This is a genomic window from Marinobacter sp. MIT932201, from assembly GCF_047123295.1.
GTDB classification, from domain to species: domain Bacteria; phylum Pseudomonadota; class Gammaproteobacteria; order Pseudomonadales; family Oleiphilaceae; genus Marinobacter; species Marinobacter salsuginis.
The window spans coordinates 1808945-1830669 of sequence record NZ_CP138917.1 but is presented as its reverse complement, the minus strand read 5'-3'; the positions used below and the strand labels follow the sequence as shown (position 1 = coordinate 1830669).

16 protein-coding genes and 1 tRNA gene are annotated in these 21725 nt (G+C 57.8%); 4 read left to right on the top strand and 13 right to left on the bottom strand.

Going from position 1 to position 21725, the window contains the following annotated elements; genetic code table 11:
* Positions 1-160: 160 nt before the first annotated feature.
* Positions 161-1279: a ribosomal protein S18-alanine N-acetyltransferase gene (gene rimI, locus SIC15_RS08225; protein ID WP_412537423.1), complete on the top strand. Its 1119-nt coding sequence runs from the start codon at positions 161-163 to the stop codon at positions 1277-1279.
* On the opposite strand, the gene uvrB is transcribed toward rimI, so the two are convergent.
* The gene (uvrB, locus tag SIC15_RS08220; protein WP_412537422.1) at positions 1280-3340 is read right to left on the bottom strand and encodes an excinuclease ABC subunit UvrB; all 2061 of its coding nucleotides are present in this window, start codon (positions 3338-3340) and stop codon (positions 1280-1282) included.
* 183 nt (positions 3341-3523) lie between these two features.
* Here uvrB and SIC15_RS08215 point away from each other — a divergent pair, with 183 nt between their 5' ends.
* Complete coding sequence (locus tag SIC15_RS08215; RefSeq protein WP_412537421.1) at positions 3524-4708, top strand: pyridoxal phosphate-dependent aminotransferase; 1185 nt, start codon at positions 3524-3526, stop codon at positions 4706-4708.
* A gap of 70 nt (positions 4709-4778) precedes the next feature.
* Positions 4779-4854 (top strand) — tRNA-Asn (locus SIC15_RS08210).
* Positions 4855-5337: 483 nt separating this feature from the next.
* On the opposite strand, the gene pyrF is transcribed toward SIC15_RS08210, so the two are convergent.
* From pyrF to purU, 12 genes are all read right to left on the bottom strand, one after another.
* Positions 5338-6048, bottom strand: coding sequence for an orotidine-5'-phosphate decarboxylase (gene pyrF / locus SIC15_RS08205; RefSeq protein WP_136629688.1), 711 nt, complete (start codon positions 6046-6048; stop codon positions 5338-5340).
* Positions 6049-6080: 32 nt separating this feature from the next.
* Complete coding sequence (gene lapB / locus SIC15_RS08200) at positions 6081-7250, bottom strand: lipopolysaccharide assembly protein LapB (RefSeq protein WP_136629687.1); 1170 nt, start codon at positions 7248-7250, stop codon at positions 6081-6083.
* On the bottom strand, positions 7250-7552 hold the full coding sequence (locus tag SIC15_RS08195; protein ID WP_064230620.1) for a LapA family protein: 303 nt from the start codon (positions 7550-7552) through the stop codon (positions 7250-7252). The genes lapB and SIC15_RS08195 overlap by 1 nt, the downstream gene beginning before the upstream one ends.
* Before the next feature lie 59 nt (positions 7553-7611).
* Positions 7612-7908 carry an integration host factor subunit beta gene (locus tag SIC15_RS08190; protein WP_008172061.1) on the bottom strand — a complete coding sequence of 99 codons (297 nt, stop codon included), beginning with the start codon at positions 7906-7908 and terminating at the stop codon, positions 7612-7614.
* Between the two features lie 134 nt (positions 7909-8042).
* A complete protein-coding gene (gene rpsA / locus SIC15_RS08185) occupies positions 8043-9737 on the bottom strand; it encodes a 30S ribosomal protein S1 (RefSeq protein WP_014576794.1) in 1695 nt (564 codons plus the stop codon).
* A gap of 130 nt (positions 9738-9867) precedes the next feature.
* Positions 9868-10548 carry a (d)CMP kinase gene (cmk, locus tag SIC15_RS08180; protein ID WP_136629720.1) on the bottom strand — a complete coding sequence of 227 codons (681 nt, stop codon included), beginning with the start codon at positions 10546-10548 and terminating at the stop codon, positions 9868-9870.
* Positions 10548-12776, bottom strand: coding sequence for a bifunctional prephenate dehydrogenase/3-phosphoshikimate 1-carboxyvinyltransferase (locus SIC15_RS08175; protein ID WP_412537420.1), 2229 nt, complete (start codon positions 12774-12776; stop codon positions 10548-10550). The genes cmk and SIC15_RS08175 overlap by 1 nt, the downstream gene beginning before the upstream one ends.
* A gap of 1 nt (position 12777) precedes the next feature.
* Positions 12778-13902: a histidinol-phosphate transaminase gene (hisC, locus tag SIC15_RS08170; RefSeq protein ID WP_222464275.1), complete on the bottom strand. Its 1125-nt coding sequence runs from the start codon at positions 13900-13902 to the stop codon at positions 12778-12780.
* A 45-nt stretch (positions 13903-13947) separates the two neighbouring features.
* Positions 13948-15045 (bottom strand): prephenate dehydratase, encoded by a 1098-nt coding sequence (gene pheA, locus SIC15_RS08165; RefSeq protein WP_412537419.1) that lies wholly within the window; start codon positions 15043-15045, stop codon positions 13948-13950.
* A 2-nt stretch (positions 15046-15047) separates the two neighbouring features.
* A complete protein-coding gene (gene serC / locus SIC15_RS08160; RefSeq protein WP_412537418.1) occupies positions 15048-16130 on the bottom strand; it encodes a 3-phosphoserine/phosphohydroxythreonine transaminase in 1083 nt (360 codons plus the stop codon).
* 51 nt (positions 16131-16181) lie between these two features.
* Entirely contained in the window at positions 16182-18803 is a 2622-nt protein-coding gene (gene gyrA / locus SIC15_RS08155; protein WP_069184604.1) for a DNA gyrase subunit A, read from the bottom strand.
* A 126-nt stretch (positions 18804-18929) separates the two neighbouring features.
* Positions 18930-19784, bottom strand: coding sequence for a formyltetrahydrofolate deformylase (purU, locus tag SIC15_RS08150; RefSeq protein ID WP_069184603.1), 855 nt, complete (start codon positions 19782-19784; stop codon positions 18930-18932).
* 143 nt (positions 19785-19927) lie between these two features.
* Between purU and ggt the strand changes: the two genes are divergently transcribed.
* Positions 19928-21691: a gamma-glutamyltransferase gene (gene ggt, locus SIC15_RS08145; protein WP_412537417.1), complete on the top strand. Its 1764-nt coding sequence runs from the start codon at positions 19928-19930 to the stop codon at positions 21689-21691.
* Positions 21692-21725: the final 34 nt, after the last annotated feature.

The following is a 21725-nucleotide window of genomic DNA, read 5'->3' as shown; positions in this document are numbered from 1 at the left end:
ACGCAACGATACGCCGGTGATGATCGGTGCACAATCGACGAATAATGCGTGCTTTTACGCATCCTTACAGTCTTTGCGTTACCCTTGCTCTCACCCATAATAGCCGAATACGGGAAGCCCACCAGCATGCCCTCCAAGCTCTTCTCAAGGCCGCATCTCAATGCCTGATTTCCAGCTACGACAAGCCACCAGCAAGGATCTCAACGCCCTGGTTGAGCTTGAAAACCGGTGTTTCACAGAGGACCGACTTTCCAGGCGCAGCTTTCGCCGTTTCCTGGAGATGCCGAGGGACCGCTTGATAATCGCCGAAGCCGATGGCGAACTGGTGGGCTATTGTCTGGTCCTGATGAGCGCTGCTACCCGGTTGGCGCGGATCTACTCCATCGCGGTGTCACCGACTGTTCGGGGCCGGGGTGTGGGCGAGAAACTGGTGCGTGAGGCGGAATCCGAAGCGGTGGACGCTGGCCGTATCATCATGCGCCTGGAAGTCCGTGAAGATAACAAGGGCGCGATCGCTCTTTACAGTCGGCTGGGCTACCGCCAGTTTGGCACCTATCGGGATTACTATGAGGACCATGGCGACGCCCTGCGCTTTGAGCGCCGGATTCTCTTCTACGAGCCTTCAAGGGAATTTCCGGCTGTCCCCTACTACCCACAGACCACGGATTTTTCCTGTGGCCCCGCCGCACTGATCATGGCCATGGCCGCCCTGGATGAGCAGCAACCGCTCACAACTCTCGAGGAGCTCAAACTCTGGCGGGAGGCGACCACCATATTCATGCTGGCCGGCCATGGTGGCTGCGGCCCACATGGACTGGCACTGGCTGCCTGGAACCGGGGCTTTGAAGCCAGCGCGTGGATCAGTATGGAAGGTGCGCTGTTCAAGGACACCGTCAGAAGCGAGGACAAGAAACGCGTTCTGGAACTGGTCCATGAGGGGTTTCTTCATGACATCGGCCAGACTGACATCCAGCTGCACCATGATCCCCTGACCCTCGAAGCCATGGAGGAAGCCCTCCACGAAGGGCGAGTTCCGGTCATCCTGATCAGCACCTGGCAGTTGAACCGCAGCCGCGTTCCCCACTGGGTGACGGTGTGCGCGATTGATGACCAGTTTGTGTACCTGCACGATCCGGAAATCGACGCCGAGGCGGGCGAAACAGTGGTCGACAAACAATACCTGCCGGTCGACCGAAGGGTGTTCAGCCAGATCTCCCGCTATGGCAGGAACCAGCCCTTGCAGGCCGCAGTCATCGTGGGGCCAAAGCGGCCGGCCTGATCATGCGGTCCGAAGGGCCGCCTCCTTCAGCTCGGCAATCTCGTCCCGAAGACGGGCCGCCGTCTCGAAATCCAGCTCGGACGCGGCTTTGTACATTTCGTCCTCCAGCCGCGACACTTCTTTGAGAACTTCCTCCGGCGACCGGTTTCCGGTTTTCGCCCTGTATTGCTCTGCCTCTTCCGCCGCTTTCTGTCCCGGGCGCTCGGCCTTGCGACGGCCTCGACCACCGCCAGCTGCACCTTCCATGATGTCCGCAATCTTCTTGTTCAGGCCCTGGGGCGTGATGCCGAATTCGTCATTGTGGGCCTGCTGTTTCGCGCGCCGGCGCTCGGTTTCATCAATGGCTCTTTGCATGGAACCTGTGATTCGGTCGCCGTAGAGAATGGCTTTACCGTGAACATTCCGCGCGGCACGGCCAATGGTCTGTATCAATGAACGTTCCGACCGCAGGAACCCTTCCTTGTCAGCATCGAGGATGGCCACCAAAGATACCTCGGGCATGTCCAGACCTTCCCGCAACAGGTTGATCCCCACCAGTACATCGAATTCACCTCGCCGCAAATCCCGGATGATTTCCACCCTTTCTACGGTATCGATGTCCGAATGCAGGTAGCGAACCTTGATATCATGTTCCATCAGGAAGTCGGTCAGATCCTCCGCCATGCGCTTGGTCAGCGTTGTCACCAGAACCCGTTCCTTAACTTTCACCCGGGCATTAATCTCGGAAAGCAGGTCGTCCACCTGGGTAGAGGCCGGGCGCACCTCGATTTCCGGATCTAGCAGGCCGGTGGGTCGAACCACCTGCTCCACTACCTGCCCGGCGTGCTCGGCCTCGTAGTTCGCCGGCGTAGCCGATACGAAAATCATCTGCGGTGCAATCCGCTCCCACTCTTCAAATTTCATGGGCCGGTTATCCAGCGCCGATGGCAGGCGGAATCCATACTCGACCAGCGTTTCCTTGCGGGAACGGTCACCTTTGTACATGGCGCCGATCTGGGGAATGGTTACGTGGGACTCGTCCACCACCAGCAAAGCGTTGGGCGGCAGGTAATCAAACAGTGTCGGCGGTGCCTCACCGGGCCGGCGACCGGATAGATAGCGCGAGTAGTTCTCGATGCCGTTGCAATAGCCTAGTTCCAGCATCATTTCGATGTCGTACCGGGTGCGCTCTTCCAGGCGTTGCGCTTCCACCAGGCGGTTGTTGTCCCGTAGTTGCTGCAGCCGCTCATCCAGCTCCACCTTGATGTGCTCAACTGCATCCAGAACCGTCTGCCGGGGCGTGACATAGTGGGATTTCGGGTAAATCGTGACCCGGGGCACACGGCGAAGAACCTCGCCAGTCAGAGGGTCGAAATAGCTGAGATTCTCCACCTCATCATCGAACAGCTCAATGCGGATCGCCTCTTTCTCGGATTCCGCAGGAAACACATCGATCACATCGCCTCGAACACGGTAATTGGCCCGGTGGAACTCAACGTCATTCCGGGTGTACTGAAGCTCGGCCAGGCGCCGCAAAATAAACCGCTGGTCAATCTGATCGCCCCGATCCAGGTGCAGCATCATCTTCAGATAGGATTGGGGATCACCCAGACCATAGATGGACGAAACCGTTGCCACGATAATGGCGTCCGGTCTTTCCAACAACGCCTTGGTGGCAGACAGACGCATCTGTTCGATGTGCTCGTTGATGGACGCGTCTTTTTCGATAAACGTGTCCGACGAGGGCACGTAGGCCTCGGGCTGGTAGTAGTCGTAGTACGAGACGAAATACTCCACGGCGTTGTCCGGAAAGAATTCCTTGAACTCACCGTAAAGTTGGGCTGCCAGCGTCTTGTTGTGGGCCATGATGATCGTTGGCCGTTGAACCTCCTGAACCACATTGGCGATAGTGAACGTTTTACCGGAGCCGGTTACCCCCAGCAGGGTCTGGTGTGCGAGACCGGAGTGAATGCCATCCACCAGCCCCTCGATCGCCTTGGGTTGATCGCCGGCTGGCTGGAACGGTGAATCTACTTTGAACACACCTTCCCTTGCGGAAACGTTTGCCTGATTACTGGCCATAACTGGCGAAAACCTCCGGTAAAACCGAGGCAGGGGCGTTATGGTCCCTACCATTAGAGAAATTTAGCGATACACTGGCTTCATGATACCATCAGTGCGATCGACGGCTGGGCAGAAATCAGCCAGCAGCTCTGGCACCCGGCGGTCGCAGCCCTATCAGACGCAGCTTTAAGGAGCGCAAGTTTGGACCTTCAACTTTCCAGCCGAGTACAGGCTATCAAGCCCTCTCCCACCCTCGCAGTCACCAACAAGGCCGCGGAACTCCGCGCAGCAGGCCAGGACATTATCGGCCTGGGTGCCGGCGAGCCGGACTTCGACACACCTGATCACATCAAACAGGCAGCCATTGAAGCCATCAACAACGGCCAGACCAAGTACACCGCCGTGGATGGTACGCCCGCCCTGAAAAAAGCGATTATTGCGAAGTTCAAACGGGACAACGGCCTGGATTACGAAGCGAACCAGATATTGGTAAGCAGTGGTGGCAAACAGAGCTTTTTCAACCTCGCACTTGCCACACTGAACCCCGGTGACGAAGCCATCATCCCGGCACCCTACTGGGTTTCCTACCCGGACATGGTACTGGTTGCCGAGGGCAAACCGGTCATCATCGAAACCGGCGCCGAGACACGATTCAAGATCACTCCGGAACAGCTGGAAAACGCCATCACCGAGCGTACCCGCCTGTTCGTGATCAACAGCCCCTCCAACCCGAGCGGCATGGCCTACACCCTGGAAGAGCTGCAGGCCATCGGCGAGGTGCTGAAGAAACACCCGAACATCATGATCGCCACGGACGACATGTACGAGCCGATCCTCTGGACCGGCAAGCCGTTCTGCAACATCCTGAACGCCACGCCTGAGCTCTACGACCGCACATTCGTTCTGAACGGCGTTTCCAAAGCCTACTCCATGACGGGATGGCGCATCGGCTACGCCGCCGGCCCGGCGAAAATCATCGGCGCCATGAAGAAGATCCAGTCTCAGAGCACTTCCAACCCCGCCTCCATCTCCCAGGCGGCGGCGCAGGCTGCGCTGGACGGTGATCAGGCCTGCGTGGGCAAGATGGTCAAGGCATTCAAAGAACGTCATGACTGGCTCGTGGGCGCTCTGAACAAGCTCCCGGGCGTTGAGTGCCTGAATGGCGACGGAACCTTCTATGTGTTCCCCAGCTTCCAGGGCGCCATCGATGCCGATTCCAGCGTCAGCACCGACGTTGAATTCGCCGAGAAACTGCTGACCGACGCCGGCGTGGCACTGGTCCCTGGCTCCGCCTTCGGCTGCCCGGGCCACATGCGACTGAGCTTCGCCACCAGCATGGACAATCTGGAAAAGGCCATTGAGCGCCTGCAGAAAGCGCTCGGCTAAAAAGTTCTGGCCAGGGGTTGACGGGGCGGTATAGCCAACTTAATATACGCGCCTCGTCACACGACGACGTTCCCCGATAGCTCAGTTGGTAGAGCAACGGACTGTTAATCCGTTTGTCGCTGGTTCGAGCCCAGCTCGGGGAGCCACTATTCTGAAAACCCGCTAACTCTCTGAGTTAGCGGGTTTTTTATTGCCTTCTTTTTTGCATTACGTTTTTAACCACATCTTAGGTGGTGATGCATACTCCTGCCCTAGCCTGCTCGTTGGCGGGAGCGGTGCGGCTGTCATGGCTTTCCAAAACACGCTACAAGCACGTCCGTGTGCGCTTGTTTCGGGCCGTCCATGGCCCTCTACAGTTTTGGAAAGCCATAACAGCCACACCGTTCTGACCATTCAGGCGTTCTCAAACAACGACGAACCTTTTGGAAATGGATAAGCGGTAGGTCGGATATTTCTGAGAAGTCCGAAGAGGTGGTGTGGGGCCTCCCTCCCAAAAATGTCTGTGGCCAAGGATGGCCACAGCCAAGCGCACATGGATGTGCTCGTAGCGGTTTTTGGGAGGGAGGCCCCACACCACCAGACTCCAAACCATGCAAGCTAGGAGCCCAAGCCAGGCAAAAATAGAGAAACTAGGCGCCGGTAACCTCAGCGTGAATAGCCTCCAGGGCAGCCAACGGGTCAGTTGCCTGGGTAATGGGACGGCCGATTACCAGGTAGTCAGATCCGGCTTTGAGGGCATCTGTGGGCGTCATGATGCGCTGCTGATCACCTCTATCGGCAGTCAACGGGCGGATACCCGGCGTGATCAGCTTGAAGTCGCCGCCCTGCTCGGCTTTGAGCTTCGGTGCCTCTTGCGCGGAGCAGACGACGCCATCGAGGCCGCAGTTTTTGGTGAGGGTTGCCAGGCGGGATACCTGGGCTTCCGGGGAATCGGTGATGCCGATACCGGCCAGGTCGTCGGCGTTCATGCTGGTGAGGACGGTGACAGCGATCAACAACGGGCGATCCGCGCCGAAGGTTTCCAGGCGCTCCCGACAGGCTGTCATCATTTTTTCACCGCCGGAGGCGTGTACGTTGACCATCCAGACACCAAGGTCAGCAGCAGCTGCGACGGCAGCTGAGGTGGTGTTCGGGATGTCATGGAATTTCAGGTCCAGGAATACGTCGAATCCACGCTTCTGAAGTCCTTCCACCAATTGCGGGCCTGAGCGGGTGAACAGCTCTTTGCCCACTTTCAGGCGACATTTGGCCGGGTCCAGTTTGTCGACCAGCTCAAGGGCCGGATTCTGGGACGGAAAATCGAGGGCGACGATGATCTTCGGATCGTTAGCGGTTTGCACGTTCACTTTTCCTGCGGAGATTCGGTAAAGGTTTATTCGGCTTCAACACCCTGAATCGGGCGGACGGTTTCCCACTGCTTGCAACTCGGGCACAGCCAGTGAAGTTGACGACCTGAGAAACCACAACTGACACAGCGATAAACCGGACGGTTGGCAAGTATCAGGTGACCGATGCGGCTCACCAGCCGGCCCTCATCGGTGGTCATGCCCTTTTCGTAGCCGGCCATTTCCACCAGTCTGAGCAGGCCGCGCACACTCGGGCGTGTTTCCAGTTCCTGCCTGAGCAAATCGATGGCTGCAGGACGCCCCGAGGCACGCTCGACGGACTCGACAAGGGCCAGAAGGAGACTGGTGCTCGGATAGCTTTCATAAAGCTTGCGTAGCTTTTTCGCCAGGCGCCCGATGTCACCATGCTCGTGCTCGAGCTTCATCAAGCGGTCGATGGCTTCCGGCCCGAACTCGGCGTTCTGCTCGAACACTTTGAGGCACTGGTTGCTGGCCTCTCGGTAACTGCCCTGACGAACCAGAAGCTTCATCAGAATAAGGTTGGCCCGAACACAGGAGCGATCGTAATCGAGCGCTTCCCTGGCCAGCTTCTGCGCAGCCCACCGGTCGTCCTGCTTCAGGGACTCTTCGGACAGCTCACAGGTTAAATAGGCCAGCACCTTGAACATGGCCGGGTCGGCATCGCCCCGGGTAAGCGCTCGCGCGACCTCGGCTGCTTTAGCCCACTCCTTCTCCTGCTGGTAGAGATCAATAAGCTGTTGCGAGGAATGCCGCCCATACTCCTTGTCACCCATCAATTGATGCAGCAGTGCCTCAGCACGGTCAAGCAGACCGGCATTCAGGTAATCCCGGGCGAGCTCAAGGGTGACCTGTGGCGAGAAACGCGGAGGTAACTCGGGCCTGGCCAGAAGATTCTGGTGGATCAGTATGGCGCGGTCCGTCTCACCTTTGTTACGGAAATGGCTTCCGATGGACAGGTGCAAACTGACGGTGTCCTTGTTTACCGCAAGGGACTGAACGAAGTTTTCAACGGCCTGGTCGGAATAGTTGGTGAACAGAAACTGGAGACGGTCCTTAACCGATTCCTCGTCGGAAATCGTTTTGCCGGATCGATTGTCATTGCTTCCCAGCCGGCCCACAAGCCAGCCAACGGCGACTGCGACAGTGAGCAGCAGCCACTGAAGTACGATATCCATTAAAGAGTCCGGTCGTTCTGGGCCCTGGATTTCTCCAATGCCTGCTCGGCGCGATCAAGTCGTTTCTGAAGGGTTCGCCGGGACACCGAGGTTCGAACGGTGGCCAGCATGGTCATCAGCACGCCTACGAGGGCACCGACAACAAATGCCATGATAATCCAGACGGCAACGCCATGGGGTTGGGTCTCAAACAGCAGGAAGTTGAGGGAGACTGCCATTTGATTGTTGAGCGAGAATACCAGTGCCAGCAGAACCAGGACCAAAACCAACAGAATAATGAGGATCTTCTGCAATCCTGCCATAGCGATAGCACTCCCAAGGGGCCTGAGGGCCCAAATTATACGCGTTCCCTGAGCAGCTGTTAAAAGCCTTTCTTCAAGCTGTCGTTGACCTGCTCTCTCAATTCCTTACCGGGTTTGAAGTGCGGTACATACTTGGCTGGCAGCTGGACAGCCTCACCGGTTTTCGGATTGCGCCCGGTACGCGCGGCCCGGTGGTGAAGGGAAAAACTGCCAAATCCCCGGATTTCTATTCTCTGACCATCGGCAAGCGACTGGGACATGTGCTCAATGATGGTTTTTACAGCCAGTTCGACATCTTTAACGGAGAGCTGTGTCTGCTTCGAAGCAATCAGCTCGACCAGTTCGGACTTTGTCATGAGGCGTTTCCCTCTTTCGTTTTTATTCGGCCGTCGGTTACCGGATTCCCATGACTACCTAGTTTAGCCAAACCAGAAAAAAACACAAAAAAAACGGGCTCTTAGAGCCCGTTTTTTTCATACCAACCGGACGATTAGTCCTTGTTGGCGTTTTGCTGCTGCATCTGCTCCTTGATGAGATCACCGATGGTGGTCGCACCAGAAGAAGTTTCGGCAGTCTTGGTCCGCACGTTTTCCAGGGCCTGCTTGTCGTCCTCAACGTCTTTGGACTTCACAGACAGGTTGATGATGCGGTTTTTGCGATCGATGCTGATGATCTTCGCTTCAACTTCTTCGCCTTCCTTCAGCGCATTGCGTGCATCTTCAACACGGTCACGGCTGATTTCAGAGGCTTTCAGTACCGCTTCAACTTCGTCGTTCAGGGCGATGGTAGCCGCCTTGGCATCTACAGCAGACACGGTGCCCTTAACAATGGAGCCCTTGTCGTTCAGCTGTACGAACTCGGCGAACGGATCGCTCTCGAGCTGCTTGATACCCAGGGAGATACGCTCACGCTCCGGATCAACAGACAGGATAACGGTTTCAACTTCGTCACCCTTCTTGTATTCACGAACCGCTTCTTCGCCAGTCTCGTTCCAGCTGATATCAGACAGGTGAACCAGACCGTCGATGCCGCCATCCAGACCGATAAAGATACCGAAGTCAGTGATTGACTTGATCTTACCGGAGATGCGATCGCCCTTGTTGAAGTTGCTGGAGAAATCTTCCCACGGGTTGGATACACACTGCTTGATACCCAGGGAGATACGACGACGCTCTTCGTCGATGTCCAGAATCATCACGTCCACTTCGTCGCCTACCTGGACAACCTTGGACGGATGGATGTTCTTGTTGGTCCAATCCATTTCGGAAACGTGAACCAGACCTTCAACACCCTCTTCCAGCTCAGCAAAGCAGCCGTAGTCGGTCAGGTTGGTAACGCGTGCCTTGACCTTGGAACCTTCCGGGTAACGACCCTTGATATCAACCCAGGGATCTTCGCCCAGCTGCTTGAGGCCGAGGGAAACACGGTTACGCTCACGGTCGAACTTCAGGACCTTGACGCTGATTTCGTCGCCAACATTCACGATTTCGCTCGGATGCTTGATGCGCTTCCAGGCCATATCGGTAATGTGCAGCAGGCCGTCAACACCACCCAGGTCTACGAACGCGCCGTAGTCGGTCAGGTTCTTGACGATACCCTTGATTTCCATACCCTCGGTCAGGGTTTCCAGCAAAGCTTCACGCTCGGCACTGTTCTCAGCTTCCAGAACGGCGCGGCGGGAAACAACCACGTTGTTACGCTTCTGGTCGAGTTTGATAACCTTGAATTCGAGTTCTTTGTTCTCCAGGTGCGCGGTATCGCGAACCGGACGAACGTCTACCAGCGAGCCAGGCAGGAAGGCACGAATACCGGCCAGATCGACGGTGAAACCACCCTTGACCTTACCATTGATAATACCTTTAACCACTTCCTCAGCTTCGAAGGACTTTTCGAGTACCTTCCAGGCTTCTGCACGCTTGGCCTTTTCACGGGACAGACGGGTCTCACCGAAGCCGTCTTCCACAGCGTCGAGAGCTACATCGACAACGTCGCCGATAGCAATTTCCAACTCGCCTTTTTCGTTAAGGAACTGGGAGGCGGGGATAACGCCTTCAGACTTCAGTCCGGCGTTAACGGTGACCCAGTCGTTATCGACGTCTACAACGGTTCCCTGGACGATGGAACCTGGCTGCATGTCAATTTCTTTCAGGCTTTCTTCAAAAAGATCCGCAAAGCTCTCGCTCATTATGAGTCCTATATGATCAACGCAAGTGTACTCCGTGCCACCAGCAACACGGTCTGTTAACAAGTTCCGGACTAAGCCTGTGGCTGGCAGATAGCGCTACATCCGGCATTTCAACGACAAAAAGGTGTAGTCAGGCCTGACCAGCTGCGGCCATACACCTGTCCAACACCTCTTCTATACTCAACCCCGTAGAATCAATGACTTGCGCATCATCCGCGGGCTTGAGAGGGGCTGCGGAACGGTTCATATCCCGTTCATCACGAACCCGTATCTCCTCTAAAAGGGCGTCAATATTAACATCGACACCCGCGTCCTTCAACTGGCTATAGCGCCGCTGGGCCCTCTCCTCGGCGCTTGCCGTCAGGAAGATTTTTACCGGGGCATCCGGAAACACCACCGTCCCCATGTCGCGACCATCGGCCACCAGGCCCGGCGTCTGCCGGAAGTCGCGCTGGCGCTGCAAAAGAGCGTCCCGGACCGACTGAATCACGGCCACCTTCGAGGCATTATCGCCAGCCGACTCTGTACGTATATCTGCGGTCACATCCTGCCCTGCCAGAATAACCTTGACCGGCTCGCCTGCAGGCGTGGGCTCAAACGACACATCGAGTCCAGCGGCGACCTTTACCAGGCCAGCCTCGTCATCCAGAGACACACCCTGACGTACCGCCGCCAGGGCCGTCAGCCGGTACAAGGCACCACTGTCAAGCAAGTGCCAGCCAAGCTTTCGGGCCAGCATCTGGGTGATCGTGCCTTTACCCGAACCTCCAGGACCATCAACAGTGATCACCGGCGCACTGCTTTCAACCATTATTCAGCCCCCTCGGCTGAGATATTGATCCCCGTTCCCTGCGCAAGTTCCACAAATCCCGGGAAAGAGGTAGCCACATTCGCACAATCAGTGACTGTGATCTCTCCCGCGGCGCGCAGCGATGCCACTGCGAAAGACATGGCAATACGGTGGTCTCCGTGGCTGTTCACGGTACCGCCACCGATGGTCTGCCCGCCATCAATGATGATGCCATCCGGGGTTACGGTGGTTTCCACACCCAGGGCAGCCAAGCCATCGGCCATTACCTGAATGCGGTCGCTTTCCTTGACCCGAAGCTCCTCCGCGCCCCGCAGAACCGTGCGCCCTTTGGCGCAGGTGGCGGCAATGAACAGCACCGGGAATTCGTCAATGGCCAGGGGCACCTGATCTTCCGGAATATCGATTCCCTGCAGCTCCGCTGAGCGGACCCGCAGGTCAGCAACCGGCTCGCCACCGATTTCGCGCTCGTCCAGAATCTCGATGTTGGCACCCATCTGATTCAGGATGTTGATCACACCGACCCGGGTCGGATTCATACCAACATGCCGCAGGACCAGATCAGAGCCCGGAGCGATGCTCGCCGCTACCAGGAAAAACGCCGATGAAGAAATATCGGCAGGCACATCAATGTTGGTTGCCGTCAGCTTGCCGCCACCACTGACGCTGGCCGTCGCACCGTCCCGGTGAACGTGGTAGCCAAAGCCCGCCAGCATGCGCTCGGTGTGATCGCGCGTGGGAGCAGGCTCGGTGACCGATGTACTGCCCTCGGCATAAAGACCTGCCAGCAGGAGGCATGACTTCACCTGGGCACTGGCTACTGGCATTTCGTAGTGGATTCCCTGCAACGTCTGGCCGCCACGGATTTTCAGCGGCGGGCGACCACCCTCTGCGGTATCGATCACCGCACCCATGGCCCTGAGCGGATCGGCAACGCGCCCCATTGGCCGGCCAGAGAGGCTCGCATCCCCGGTCAGCTCGGAATCAAAGGGCTGGGCTGCCAGCAACCCCGCAAACAGTCGCATGGCGGTTCCCGAGTTACCCAGATACAGCGGGCCCCTTGGGGCCTGGAGGCCGTGCATGCCAACGCCGTGAATCCGCACGAAACCGTCGTCCGGGCCTTCGATGGTCACGCCCATGTCACGGAACGCCTGAAGCGTGGCCAGGCTGTCCTCGCCTTCCAGAAATCCTTTCACTTCGGTTACGCCATCCGCGAGGGCGCCCAGCATGATCGAACGGTGCGACATCGACTTGTCGCCCGGAACGCGGATATCACCGGTAATCGCGCCACCGGGCTGAAGACGGAACGTCACCTGCTTTTCACTGTTGTTTGTCACGTAAGCCTGTCCTGAGAGCATCTTCGAAAAATGTTCACGCGCCGCCTTGGCGCGACTGAAAACCCGCAACAACGTGGCGCTGTCCTGATTGGCAATGGCAGTGCGCAGTTGTTCGAGGTCGTGGGTAAAGTGGTCAATCACGCGAAGAACCGCATCGCGGTTCGACAGAAAGATATCGTGCCACATCACCGGATCGCTGGCGGCAATCCGGGTAAAGTCCCTGAAGCCTCCAGCGGCGTACCGGAAGATATCCATATTTTCGTCTTCTCCCGCCAGGGTATCCACCAGGGAGAAAGCGATAAGGTGCGGCAGGTGGCTGGTGGCTGCCAGCACCTCGTCGTGATACGCCACCGACATGGTCAGCACCGTGGCCCCGCAGCCCTCCCATAAGGCCCTGAGCCGGGCAAGATGCGGCTGACTGACGTCTTCAGGCGGAGTAAGAATCACCTTGTGGTTGGCAAACAACTCGGGGTTCGCCGCCCGAATGCCACTTTTCTCGGAGCCAGCAATCGGATGGCCGGGAATGACCCGGGGCGTAAGACTGCCGAACACGGCCTCAACATCATTCACGAAGCTGGACTTCGTGCTACCTACGTCGGTCAGTATGGCGTCCGGTTCCAATGCGGGACGAATCTGCTCAAGAACCGCCCGGGTTGCCCTGACTGGTACAGCCAGTACAACCAGATCGGCACCCCGCACGGCATCAGACACCGCCGTGGCCGCGTGATCGATCACGCCCAGCTCTTTGCCAAGCTGCAGTTCCTCATGACGCTGGTCCGCGCCAACGACCGTGTCCGCCAGCGCGTTGCGCCGGATAGCGCTGGCCAGTGAGCCGCCAATCAGCCCCAGACCAATCACCGCGACCCGCTTGAACAGAGGCTCGGAAGACGCCATGTCAGTCGCTCAGCCCCGATGCGGTCAGGGCCTGGGCCAGCGCCTCGATAAAGCGCTCGTTCTCTTCCGGAAGGCCGACAGACACCCGCAAATGCCGGGGCATGCCATAGCCCGCGATGGGCCGGACAATCACGCCGTGAGCGAGCAGAGACTGGTACACGCCCATGGCCTGCTCTCCCACTTCCACGGCCACGAAATTCCCGGCCGACGGTATGTAGCTGAGTCCCATCCGGTCGAATGCGTCCTGCAACTGACGCAGACCGGCTGTATTCACATCGCGGGAACGCTGGAGATACTCCTCGTCTTCAAGCACAGCCGTGGCTGCGGACAGGGCAACGGTATCCACGTTAAACGGCTGGCGCACCCGATTGAGAATGTCGGCAATGGCCGGTGAAGAGATGCTGTACCCCACCCTGAGTGCGGCCAACCCCCAGGCCTTGGAAAACGTGCGGCAAACGATGAGATTCGGGAAGCGGTCCAACAGTTCGACGCCATCCGGGTATTGATCACCCGTCAGGTATTCGCAGTAGGCCTCATCCAGGACCACAAGTACGTTCTCGGGAATCTTTTTCAGGAACGACTCGATGGCTTCCGCTGTGTGAACCGTACCCGTGGGGTTGTTTGGGTTAGCGACAAACACGAGGCGAGTACGATCGGTGACCGCCTCGGCCATCGCATCCAGGTCGTGCCCCCATTCCCGGGCAGGCACAGAAACGCCCTTGGCGCCGATAGCCTGGGTCACCAGAGGATAAACGGCGAATGCGTACTGGGAGAAAACAACTTCGGAATCAGCATCCGCGAAACAGCGGGTGATCACTTCGAGAACGTCGTTCGAGCCGTTGCCAAGGGTAATCTGATCCATTCCAACGTTGAGACGCTTCGACAACGCCTGTTTCAGGTTGAATCCGTTACCGTCGGGGTACAGACAAAGTTCCGACAACGCCTGCCGCGCCGCCTCAAGGGCTTTCTCGCTGGGCCCGAGCGGGTTCTCATTGCTGGCAAGCTTGATGATTTCCGCCGGGTTGAGACCCAGTTCCCTTGCCAGCTCTTCGATCGGCTTGCCAGGCTGGTAGGGTGAGAGCGCCTGCACGCCGCGAACCGCCAGACTCTGGTAATCAATCGCCATACATTGTCCTCGACATTCTTTGCTCAAAAAGGCTGTTGCAACTACTCAAAGCACGCCAATCGGGTAGGAGCCCAGACGCTTGAGCTCAACCGCCTCTTCGTCCACTTCCGCCAGCACCTTACGGACCTGCTCGTCTTCCATGTGTCCCTCGAAATCGATATAGAACACATAGGCCCAGGTACCGCTCGGCGACGGCCGCGTTTCTATCCTGGTGAGGCTGAGGCCATGGCGATGGAACGGTTCAAGGAGTTGATACAGCGCCCCCGGCTTGTTGCGCATGGACACCAGAATGGACGACTTGTCGTGACCGCTGGCCGGCACCTCCTCGCGCCCAATGATCAGGAATCGGGTGGTATTGTCCGGTCGATCCTCGATGCTGTTTGCCAGCTTTTGCAGACCATAGAGCTCGGCCGCCATATCTCCGGCAATGGCTGCTGTTCCCGGCTCCTCGGCGGCACGCCGGGCGGCCTCCGCATTACTGGAAACGGTAACCCGCTCAATACCGTAGCGATGGGTATCCAGCCACTGCCGGCACTGGGCAAAGGACTGTTGATGGGAATAAATCCGGGTGATTTCCTGGTCGCCGTGCTTCGGAGACACCAATAGATGATGGTGGATCCGCAGTTGAACCTCACCGCAGATCTTGAGCGGCGAGGACATAAACATATCCAGGGTATGGTTGATCATTCCCTCGGTGGAGTTTTCGACCGGTACCACACCGTAATGCGCTGCTCCCGATTCAACCTCCCGGAACACCGCGTCGATAGCCGGCAGTGGCACGCTGACCACCGAGTGACCGAAATGCTTGAGCGCTGCCGCCTGGGTAAAGGTGCCAATGGGCCCCAGGAAGGCAATGTGCATGGGCTTTTCAAGCGCCAGACAGGCGGACATGATTTCCCGGAACAGACGCGCCATTTCCTCACCGGAAAGCGGCCCCGGATTCTGCTCCTTGATGCGCCGAAGTACCTGGGCTTCCCGCTCCGGGCGGTAGAAAAAGACGTCCTGTCCCGGACTGGCGGTCATCTTCACATGGGCTACTTCCTGGGCACAGGCGGCCCTGGCACTGATAAGCTCCATGATCTTCTGATCAATCCGATCGATCTCGTCCCGCAGCTCTCCGAGCCGAACCTGCTCGTCACTCATGATCAGCCACGCTCCTTCGCAAATTCGGTCATGTAGTTAATCAGCGCATCGACACCGGCTTCGGGCATCGCGTTATAGATGCTCGCACGCATACCGCCAACCGAGCGATGTCCGGCCAGGTTCAACAGGCCACGGGCATCCGCTCCCTTGAGGAACTCACCATTCAGGGCGTCATCAGCCAGGGTGAATGGAACGTTCATCCAGGACCGGAAGCGCGGGTCAATCGGGTTGGCGTAAAACTCATTGGTATCGATAAAGTCATAGAGCTTTCGGGCTTTGCGCAGGTTGATCTCACCCATCGCCTTCACACCGCCCTGCTCTTTCAGCCACTTGAATACCAGGCCGGCCAGGTACCATGAGTAAGTGGCCGGGGTGTTGTACATGGAACCGTTATCCGCGATCACCTGGTAGTTCATCATGGTCGGTGTCTCCTTGCGGGCCCTGCCCAGGAGATCCTTGCGAATAATTACCACCACCAGACCCGAGGGACCGATATTCTTCTGGGCGCCGGCATAGATCAGACCGAATTTCGACACATCCACCGGCCGCGAAAGCATCGTGGAAGACATGTCCGCCACCAACGGAACCGCCGGGCTGTCCGGAACAAAACCGAATTCCAGACCGCCAATGGTTTCATTGGGCGTGTAGTGCAGGTACGCCGCGTCAGCACTGCTCTGCCAGGATGTCTGGTCCGGAATCGTGGTAAAGCCACTGTCTTCCGAACTGGCCACTACGTTCACTTTGCCATAGCGACTGGCCTCGGCAATGGCCTTTTTGGACCAGATGCCGGTGTTCACGTAGTCAGCGGAGCCTTTTTCGCCCAGCAGATTCAGGGGAATGGTGGAAAACTGGCTGGACGCTCCGCCCTGCATGAACAGAACGGCGTAGTCGTCGGACACGCCGGCCAGTTCACGCAGATCTTGTTCAGCAGTCTCGGCAATCTGGACAAACTCGTCGCTGCGATGGCTCATTTCCATCACCGACATGCCGGTACCACGCCAGTCGAGCATTTCATCCCGCGCCTGACGAAGCACGCTTTCCGGCAAGGTGGCCGGACCTGCACAAAAGTTATACGCCCTGCTCATGTTGCTGCTTTCTCTCACGTCTTACTGAATCTGTCTGTGGCAAGTGCCGGCTTATTCTTCGCCGGCACTCTCGCCTTCGTCACCTTCTTGCGGGCTCTCGTCGGCAACAATCGGATTGCCTTCGCTGTCGAGCTCTTCGTCGTCGGTTTCCGCGATTCGCTCAACGCCCACCAGGCGCTCGTCTTCCTGGCTCAGCTTGATCAGGCGAACACCCTGGGTATTCCGGCTCAGAACCGACACTTCGTCTGTCCGGGTACGAACCAGCGTGCCCTTGTCAGAGATGAGCATCATCTCGTCGCCTTCGAACAGCTGCAGGGCCGTTACCAGGTTACCGTTACGCTCGGAGCACTGCATCGCAATAACGCCCTGACTGCCCCGGCTGTAGGTCGGGAACTCGTCAATGGCGGTCCGCTTGCCGTAGCCGTTTTCCGAGGCGGTCAGGATAACCCCTCCTTCCTGCGGAATAATCAGCGACACCACATGGTGACCTTCGGGCATCTTGATACCGCGAACACCACGTGCGGTCCGGCTCATGGGACGAACGGCTTCCTCGTTAAAGCGCACCGCCTTGCCGGCAGTCGAGAACAGCATGACCTCGGCATCACCTTTGGTAATGGCCGCGCCGATCAGGGTATCGCCTTCGTCCAGGGACAGGGCAATCAGACCGGTGCTGCGCGGACGCGAGAAGTTCGGCAGCGGCGTCTTCTTGACCACACCGGCAGAGGTGGCCATCAGGACGAACTGGTCTTCCGGATAATCACGAACCGGCAGGAATGTGGTGATACGCTCACCTTCCTCCAGCGGCAGGATATTCACCATGGGCCGACCGCGAGATGCCCGGCTGGCGCGTGGAATCTCGAACACCCGCAGCCAGTAAACCTTGCCACGGTTGGAGAAACACAGAATCGTATCGTGGGAGTTGGCCACCAGCAGCTTCTCGACGAAATCTTCGTCCTTCATGGAGGTGGCTGCCTTGCCGCGACCGCCACGGCGCTGGGCCTGATAGTCTTCAACGGCCTGGGTCTTGGCGTAACCGCTGTGGGAAATGGTCACCACAAGATCTTCTTCATCAATCAGGTCGGCGATGGTCAGGTCGCGACGGGAGCTGGTGATTTCGGTACGACGCTCGTCACCAAATTCGCTGACGATCGCTTCCAGCTCTTCCCGGATAACCTGAAGCAGTCGCTCGGGGTCGCCCAGAATATCGAGCAGATCGGCGATCTTCTCGAGAATTTCCTTGTACTCGTTCTGCAGCTTCTCGGTCTCGAGGCCGGTCAGACGGTGCAGGCGCAGATCCAGAATCGCCTGGGCCTGTTCCGGAGACAGATGGTACAGACCTTCACGCAGACCGTAGATTTCCGGCAGGTCATCCGGACGGCAGGCGTCCTGGCCGGCACGCTCCAACATGGCCATCACATCGCCCGGGGACCAGCCCTTGGCAACCAGCTTTTCCTTGGCTTCGGCGGCAGACGGCGAGGCCTTGATCAGCTCGATAATCTCGTCGATGTTGGCCAGGGCAACGGTCAGGCCTTCCAGAATATGGCCGCGCTCACGGGCCTTGCGCAGTTCGTAAATGGTCCGGCGGGTCACCACTTCACGACGGTGACGAACGAACGCATCCAGCAACTGCTTCAGGTTCAGGGTCTTCGGCTCACCATTGATCAGGCCAACCATGTTGATGCCGAACACGGTCTCAAGCTGGGTCTGGGCAAACAGGTTGTTGACCACAACATCCGGGTTCTCACCCCGACGCAGCTCGATCACCACCCGGATACCTTCCTTGTTGGACTCATCCCGCAGCTCGGAGATACCTTCAAGACGCTTCTCTTTCACCAGCTCGGCGATCTTCTCGATCAGGCGGGCCTTGTTCAGCTGATACGGCAGCTCGGTGATGATGATGGCATCGCGGTTGGTCTTGTTGTCGTGCTCGATCTCGTGACGGGCGCGGATGTAAATGCGGCCACGGCCCGTACGGTAGGCCTCAACGATGCCGGCACGGCCATTGATAATGCCCTGGGTCGGGAAATCCGGGCCCGGGATGTATTCCATCAGTTCATCGATGGTCAAATCCGGGTTATCAATCAGCGCCAGACAGCCATTCACGACTTCCGTGAGATTGTGCGGCGGAATATTGGTGGCCATACCAACGGCGATACCGGAGGAACCGTTCACCAGCAGGTTGGGAACCCGGGTAGGCAGAACCTCGGGAATCCGCTCGGTGCCGTCGTAGTTATCAACGAAATCGACGGTTTCCTTATCCAGATCCGCCAGCAGGGAGTGGGCAATCTTCTCCATGCGGATCTCGGTGTAACGCATGGCGGCCGCGTTGTCGCCGTCGATGGAACCGAAGTTACCCTGGCCATCCACCAACGGATACCGCAGGGAGAATGGCTGGGCCATACGAACGATGGTGTCGTATACCGCAGAGTCACCGTGGGGGTGGTATTTACCGATAACATCACCCACAACACGGGCGGACTTCTTGTAGGCCTTGTTCCAGTCGTTGTTCAGTTCGGACATGGCGAACAGGACACGGCGGTGAACCGGCTTGAGGCCATCCCTCACATCCGGAAGCGCCCGCCCGACGATCACGCTCATGGCGTAATCGAGGTAGGACTGTTTTAACTCGTCTTCAATATTGACCGGCAGGATCTCTTTGGCTAACTCACCCATCGAGAAAGGTTCCTTTGCGTTATCTGGAAGTCGTATCAGGGCCGTTTCCGGGCCCCATAGTTATTCTTCAACAAGCCGCCAAGTCTACCACAGTCGCACCCTCTCCGGGGCAACTGTGAGGCAGCCTTAATCAAACACCACTGTCTTGTTTTCGTAGGTGATCACCCGATCCTCGATGTGAGAACGCAGGCCCCTGGCCAGCACGTTCTTCTCGACATCCTTACCGAGGCGGACCATATCCTCGATGGAGTCACTGTGGGTGATCCGGATAACGTCCTGCTCGATGATCGGGCCCTCGTCGAGGTCCTGGGTCACGTAGTGGCAGGTGGCACCAATCAGCTTAACACCGCGACTGTAGGCCTGATGATAAGGGCGAGCACCGGCGAAGGACGGCAGGAAGCTGTGATGGATGTTGATCACCTTGCCGGAGTATTTCTCACAGAGCTCGCCGGGAAGGATCTGCATGTAGCGCGCCAGCACCACCACATCGGCTTCGTATTTCTGGAACAGCTCATCAATATGGGCGAAGGCATCTGCCTTGTTTTCCTTGCTGACCGGTACGTGGTGATACGGAATCTCGTGCCACTCCACCATCCGGCGCAGGTCGTCATGGTTAGAGATGACCGCCACTATCTCGGCGTTGATCTCCTTGCTGTGCCAGCGGTGCAAAAGATCCGCCACACAGTGGGATTCCTTGCTGCACATCAGGATCACTTTCTTCGGCTGGGCCGAATCGGCGATGTGCCAGTTCATGTTGAATTCGCGGGCAATCGGCTCGAACGCCGCCCGGAATTGGTCAAGACCAAACGGTATCGAGGTGGCCTTGATCTCGTGCCGCATGAAAAACCAGCCGGTTTGCGTGTCGGAATGGTGACTCGCCTCGGTAATCCAGCCATTGTATGTCGACAGAAAATTACTCACCTTGGCAACAATTCCCACCCGGTCGGGGCAGGAAATCACAAGACGATAGGTATGCTCCATGAAAGCCTTTCCTTAACTGAAATCCGGGAAAGCAGGTACATCGGGGAATCACCGCCGACATTAACGGCAGGTTAACGGTACGCACCTATGAAAATGACCGGCTATCATAGCCTATCTGAACGCCAGAAACGAGGAATGGAGATATGGACAGAGGCCTCTACCAACGCACAATCAAAAACGTCTCCAAGGGGCGCTCAGGCCGCCTTTCGATTGCGGCCGCCCTGGCCTTCTTCATTACCACCGCGCCGGCCTTTGGACAGGCCATTCTCGAGGGTGAACGGTTTCACCCGGTTACCGCAACCCACGGCATGGTTGCCACCAGTCATACACTGGCCACCGAGGTGGCTCTGGAAGCGCTGAAAAACGGCGGGAATGCAATCGATGCAGCCGTTACCGCCGGTTTCGCACTGGCTGTCACCCAGCCCCGTTCCGGCAACATTGGCGGTGGCGGTTTCATGCTGATTTCCAGGGGCGACGGCTCAGATCCGGAAGCCATTGATTATCGGGAAAAAGCGCCAGCTGCCGCCACAGAAACCATGTTCCAGGACGAATCCGGCGAGGTGGTCAAGAACCGCAGTCGTTTTACCCACCTGGCCGCAGGGGTTCCAGGAACGGTTGCCGGCCTGGCACTGGCGCTGGAGCGCCACGGCACCATTACCCTGAAGCAAGCACTGGCACCGGCGATCAAGCTTGCCCAAGAGGGTTTCGTGGTGCCCCAGCGTTTTACTGAAGGTCTGGAGCAGGCCCGGGAGAGACTCGAGCGATGGCCCGCCACCCGTGACACCTTTTATAAGGAAGACGGCAGCGCCTGGCAGCCCGGTGAACGTTTTCAACAGCCGGAACTGGCGGCAACACTCCAGCGCATTGCCGACAATGGCGTGAAAGGCTTTTACGAAGGCGAAACCGCCGATCTGATTGCCAGCGAAATGGAACGAAATGGCGGCCTCATCACGCGCCAGGACCTCAAAGACTATCGCCCGGTTGTTCGGGCGCCGGTTCACGGCAACTATCGCGGGTACGATATTTTCTCGATGTCGCCGCCCTCCTCCGGTGGCACCCACATTGTCCAGATCCTGAATATCCTGGAAGGTTTCCCGATGGCCGAGTTTGGCCACAACTCCGCTGATGCGATTCATCACATGGCCGAAGCCATGAAACTGGCCTACGCCGACCGTTCAAAATACCTTGGCGACACGGATTATGTGGAGGTGCCGCTGGCGGGGTTAACCAGCAAAGGCTACGCAGACGAACTCCGCAAAGGCATTAATCCGGACAGGGCACGACCAGCCAGCGACATCAATCCCGGCCAGCCGGCTGTCTGGGAAAGTCCTGAAACTACCCATTTTTCCGTGGTGGATAAATGGGGCAACGCGGTATCAAACACCTACACCATCAATTTCAGTTACGGATCCGGCATTACGGTGGAAGGCGCCGGATTCCTGCTTAACAACGAAATGGACGACTTCAGCGCCAAGCCCGGTGTACCCAACGCTTATGGTCTGATCGGCGGCGAAGCCAACAAGGTTGAGCCCGGCAAGCGCATGCTGAGCTCCATGTCGCCCACCATCGTGAAAAAGGATGGCAAGAACGTTCTGGTTACCGGCAGCCCCGGGGGCTCCCGGATCATTACCACCACCTTGCAGGTGATCCTCAATGTGATTGATCATGGCATGAACGTTCAAACCGCCGTGAGCGCACCCCGCATGCATCACCAGTGGCTGCCGGATGAAATCCGGATCGAACAGGGCATCAGCCCGGACACCATTCGACTGCTGGAGGAACGCGGGCATAAGGTGGTAGGCGGATCAGCCATGGGCGCCATCCAGAGCATCCTGATTGACGAAGACGGTGTTCTCAATGGTGGCGCGGACCCGAGGAGGAGCACTTCGTCGGCCATGGGCTATTAACGGGCAATTGACCAGGGTCACTGACCTGAAAGGA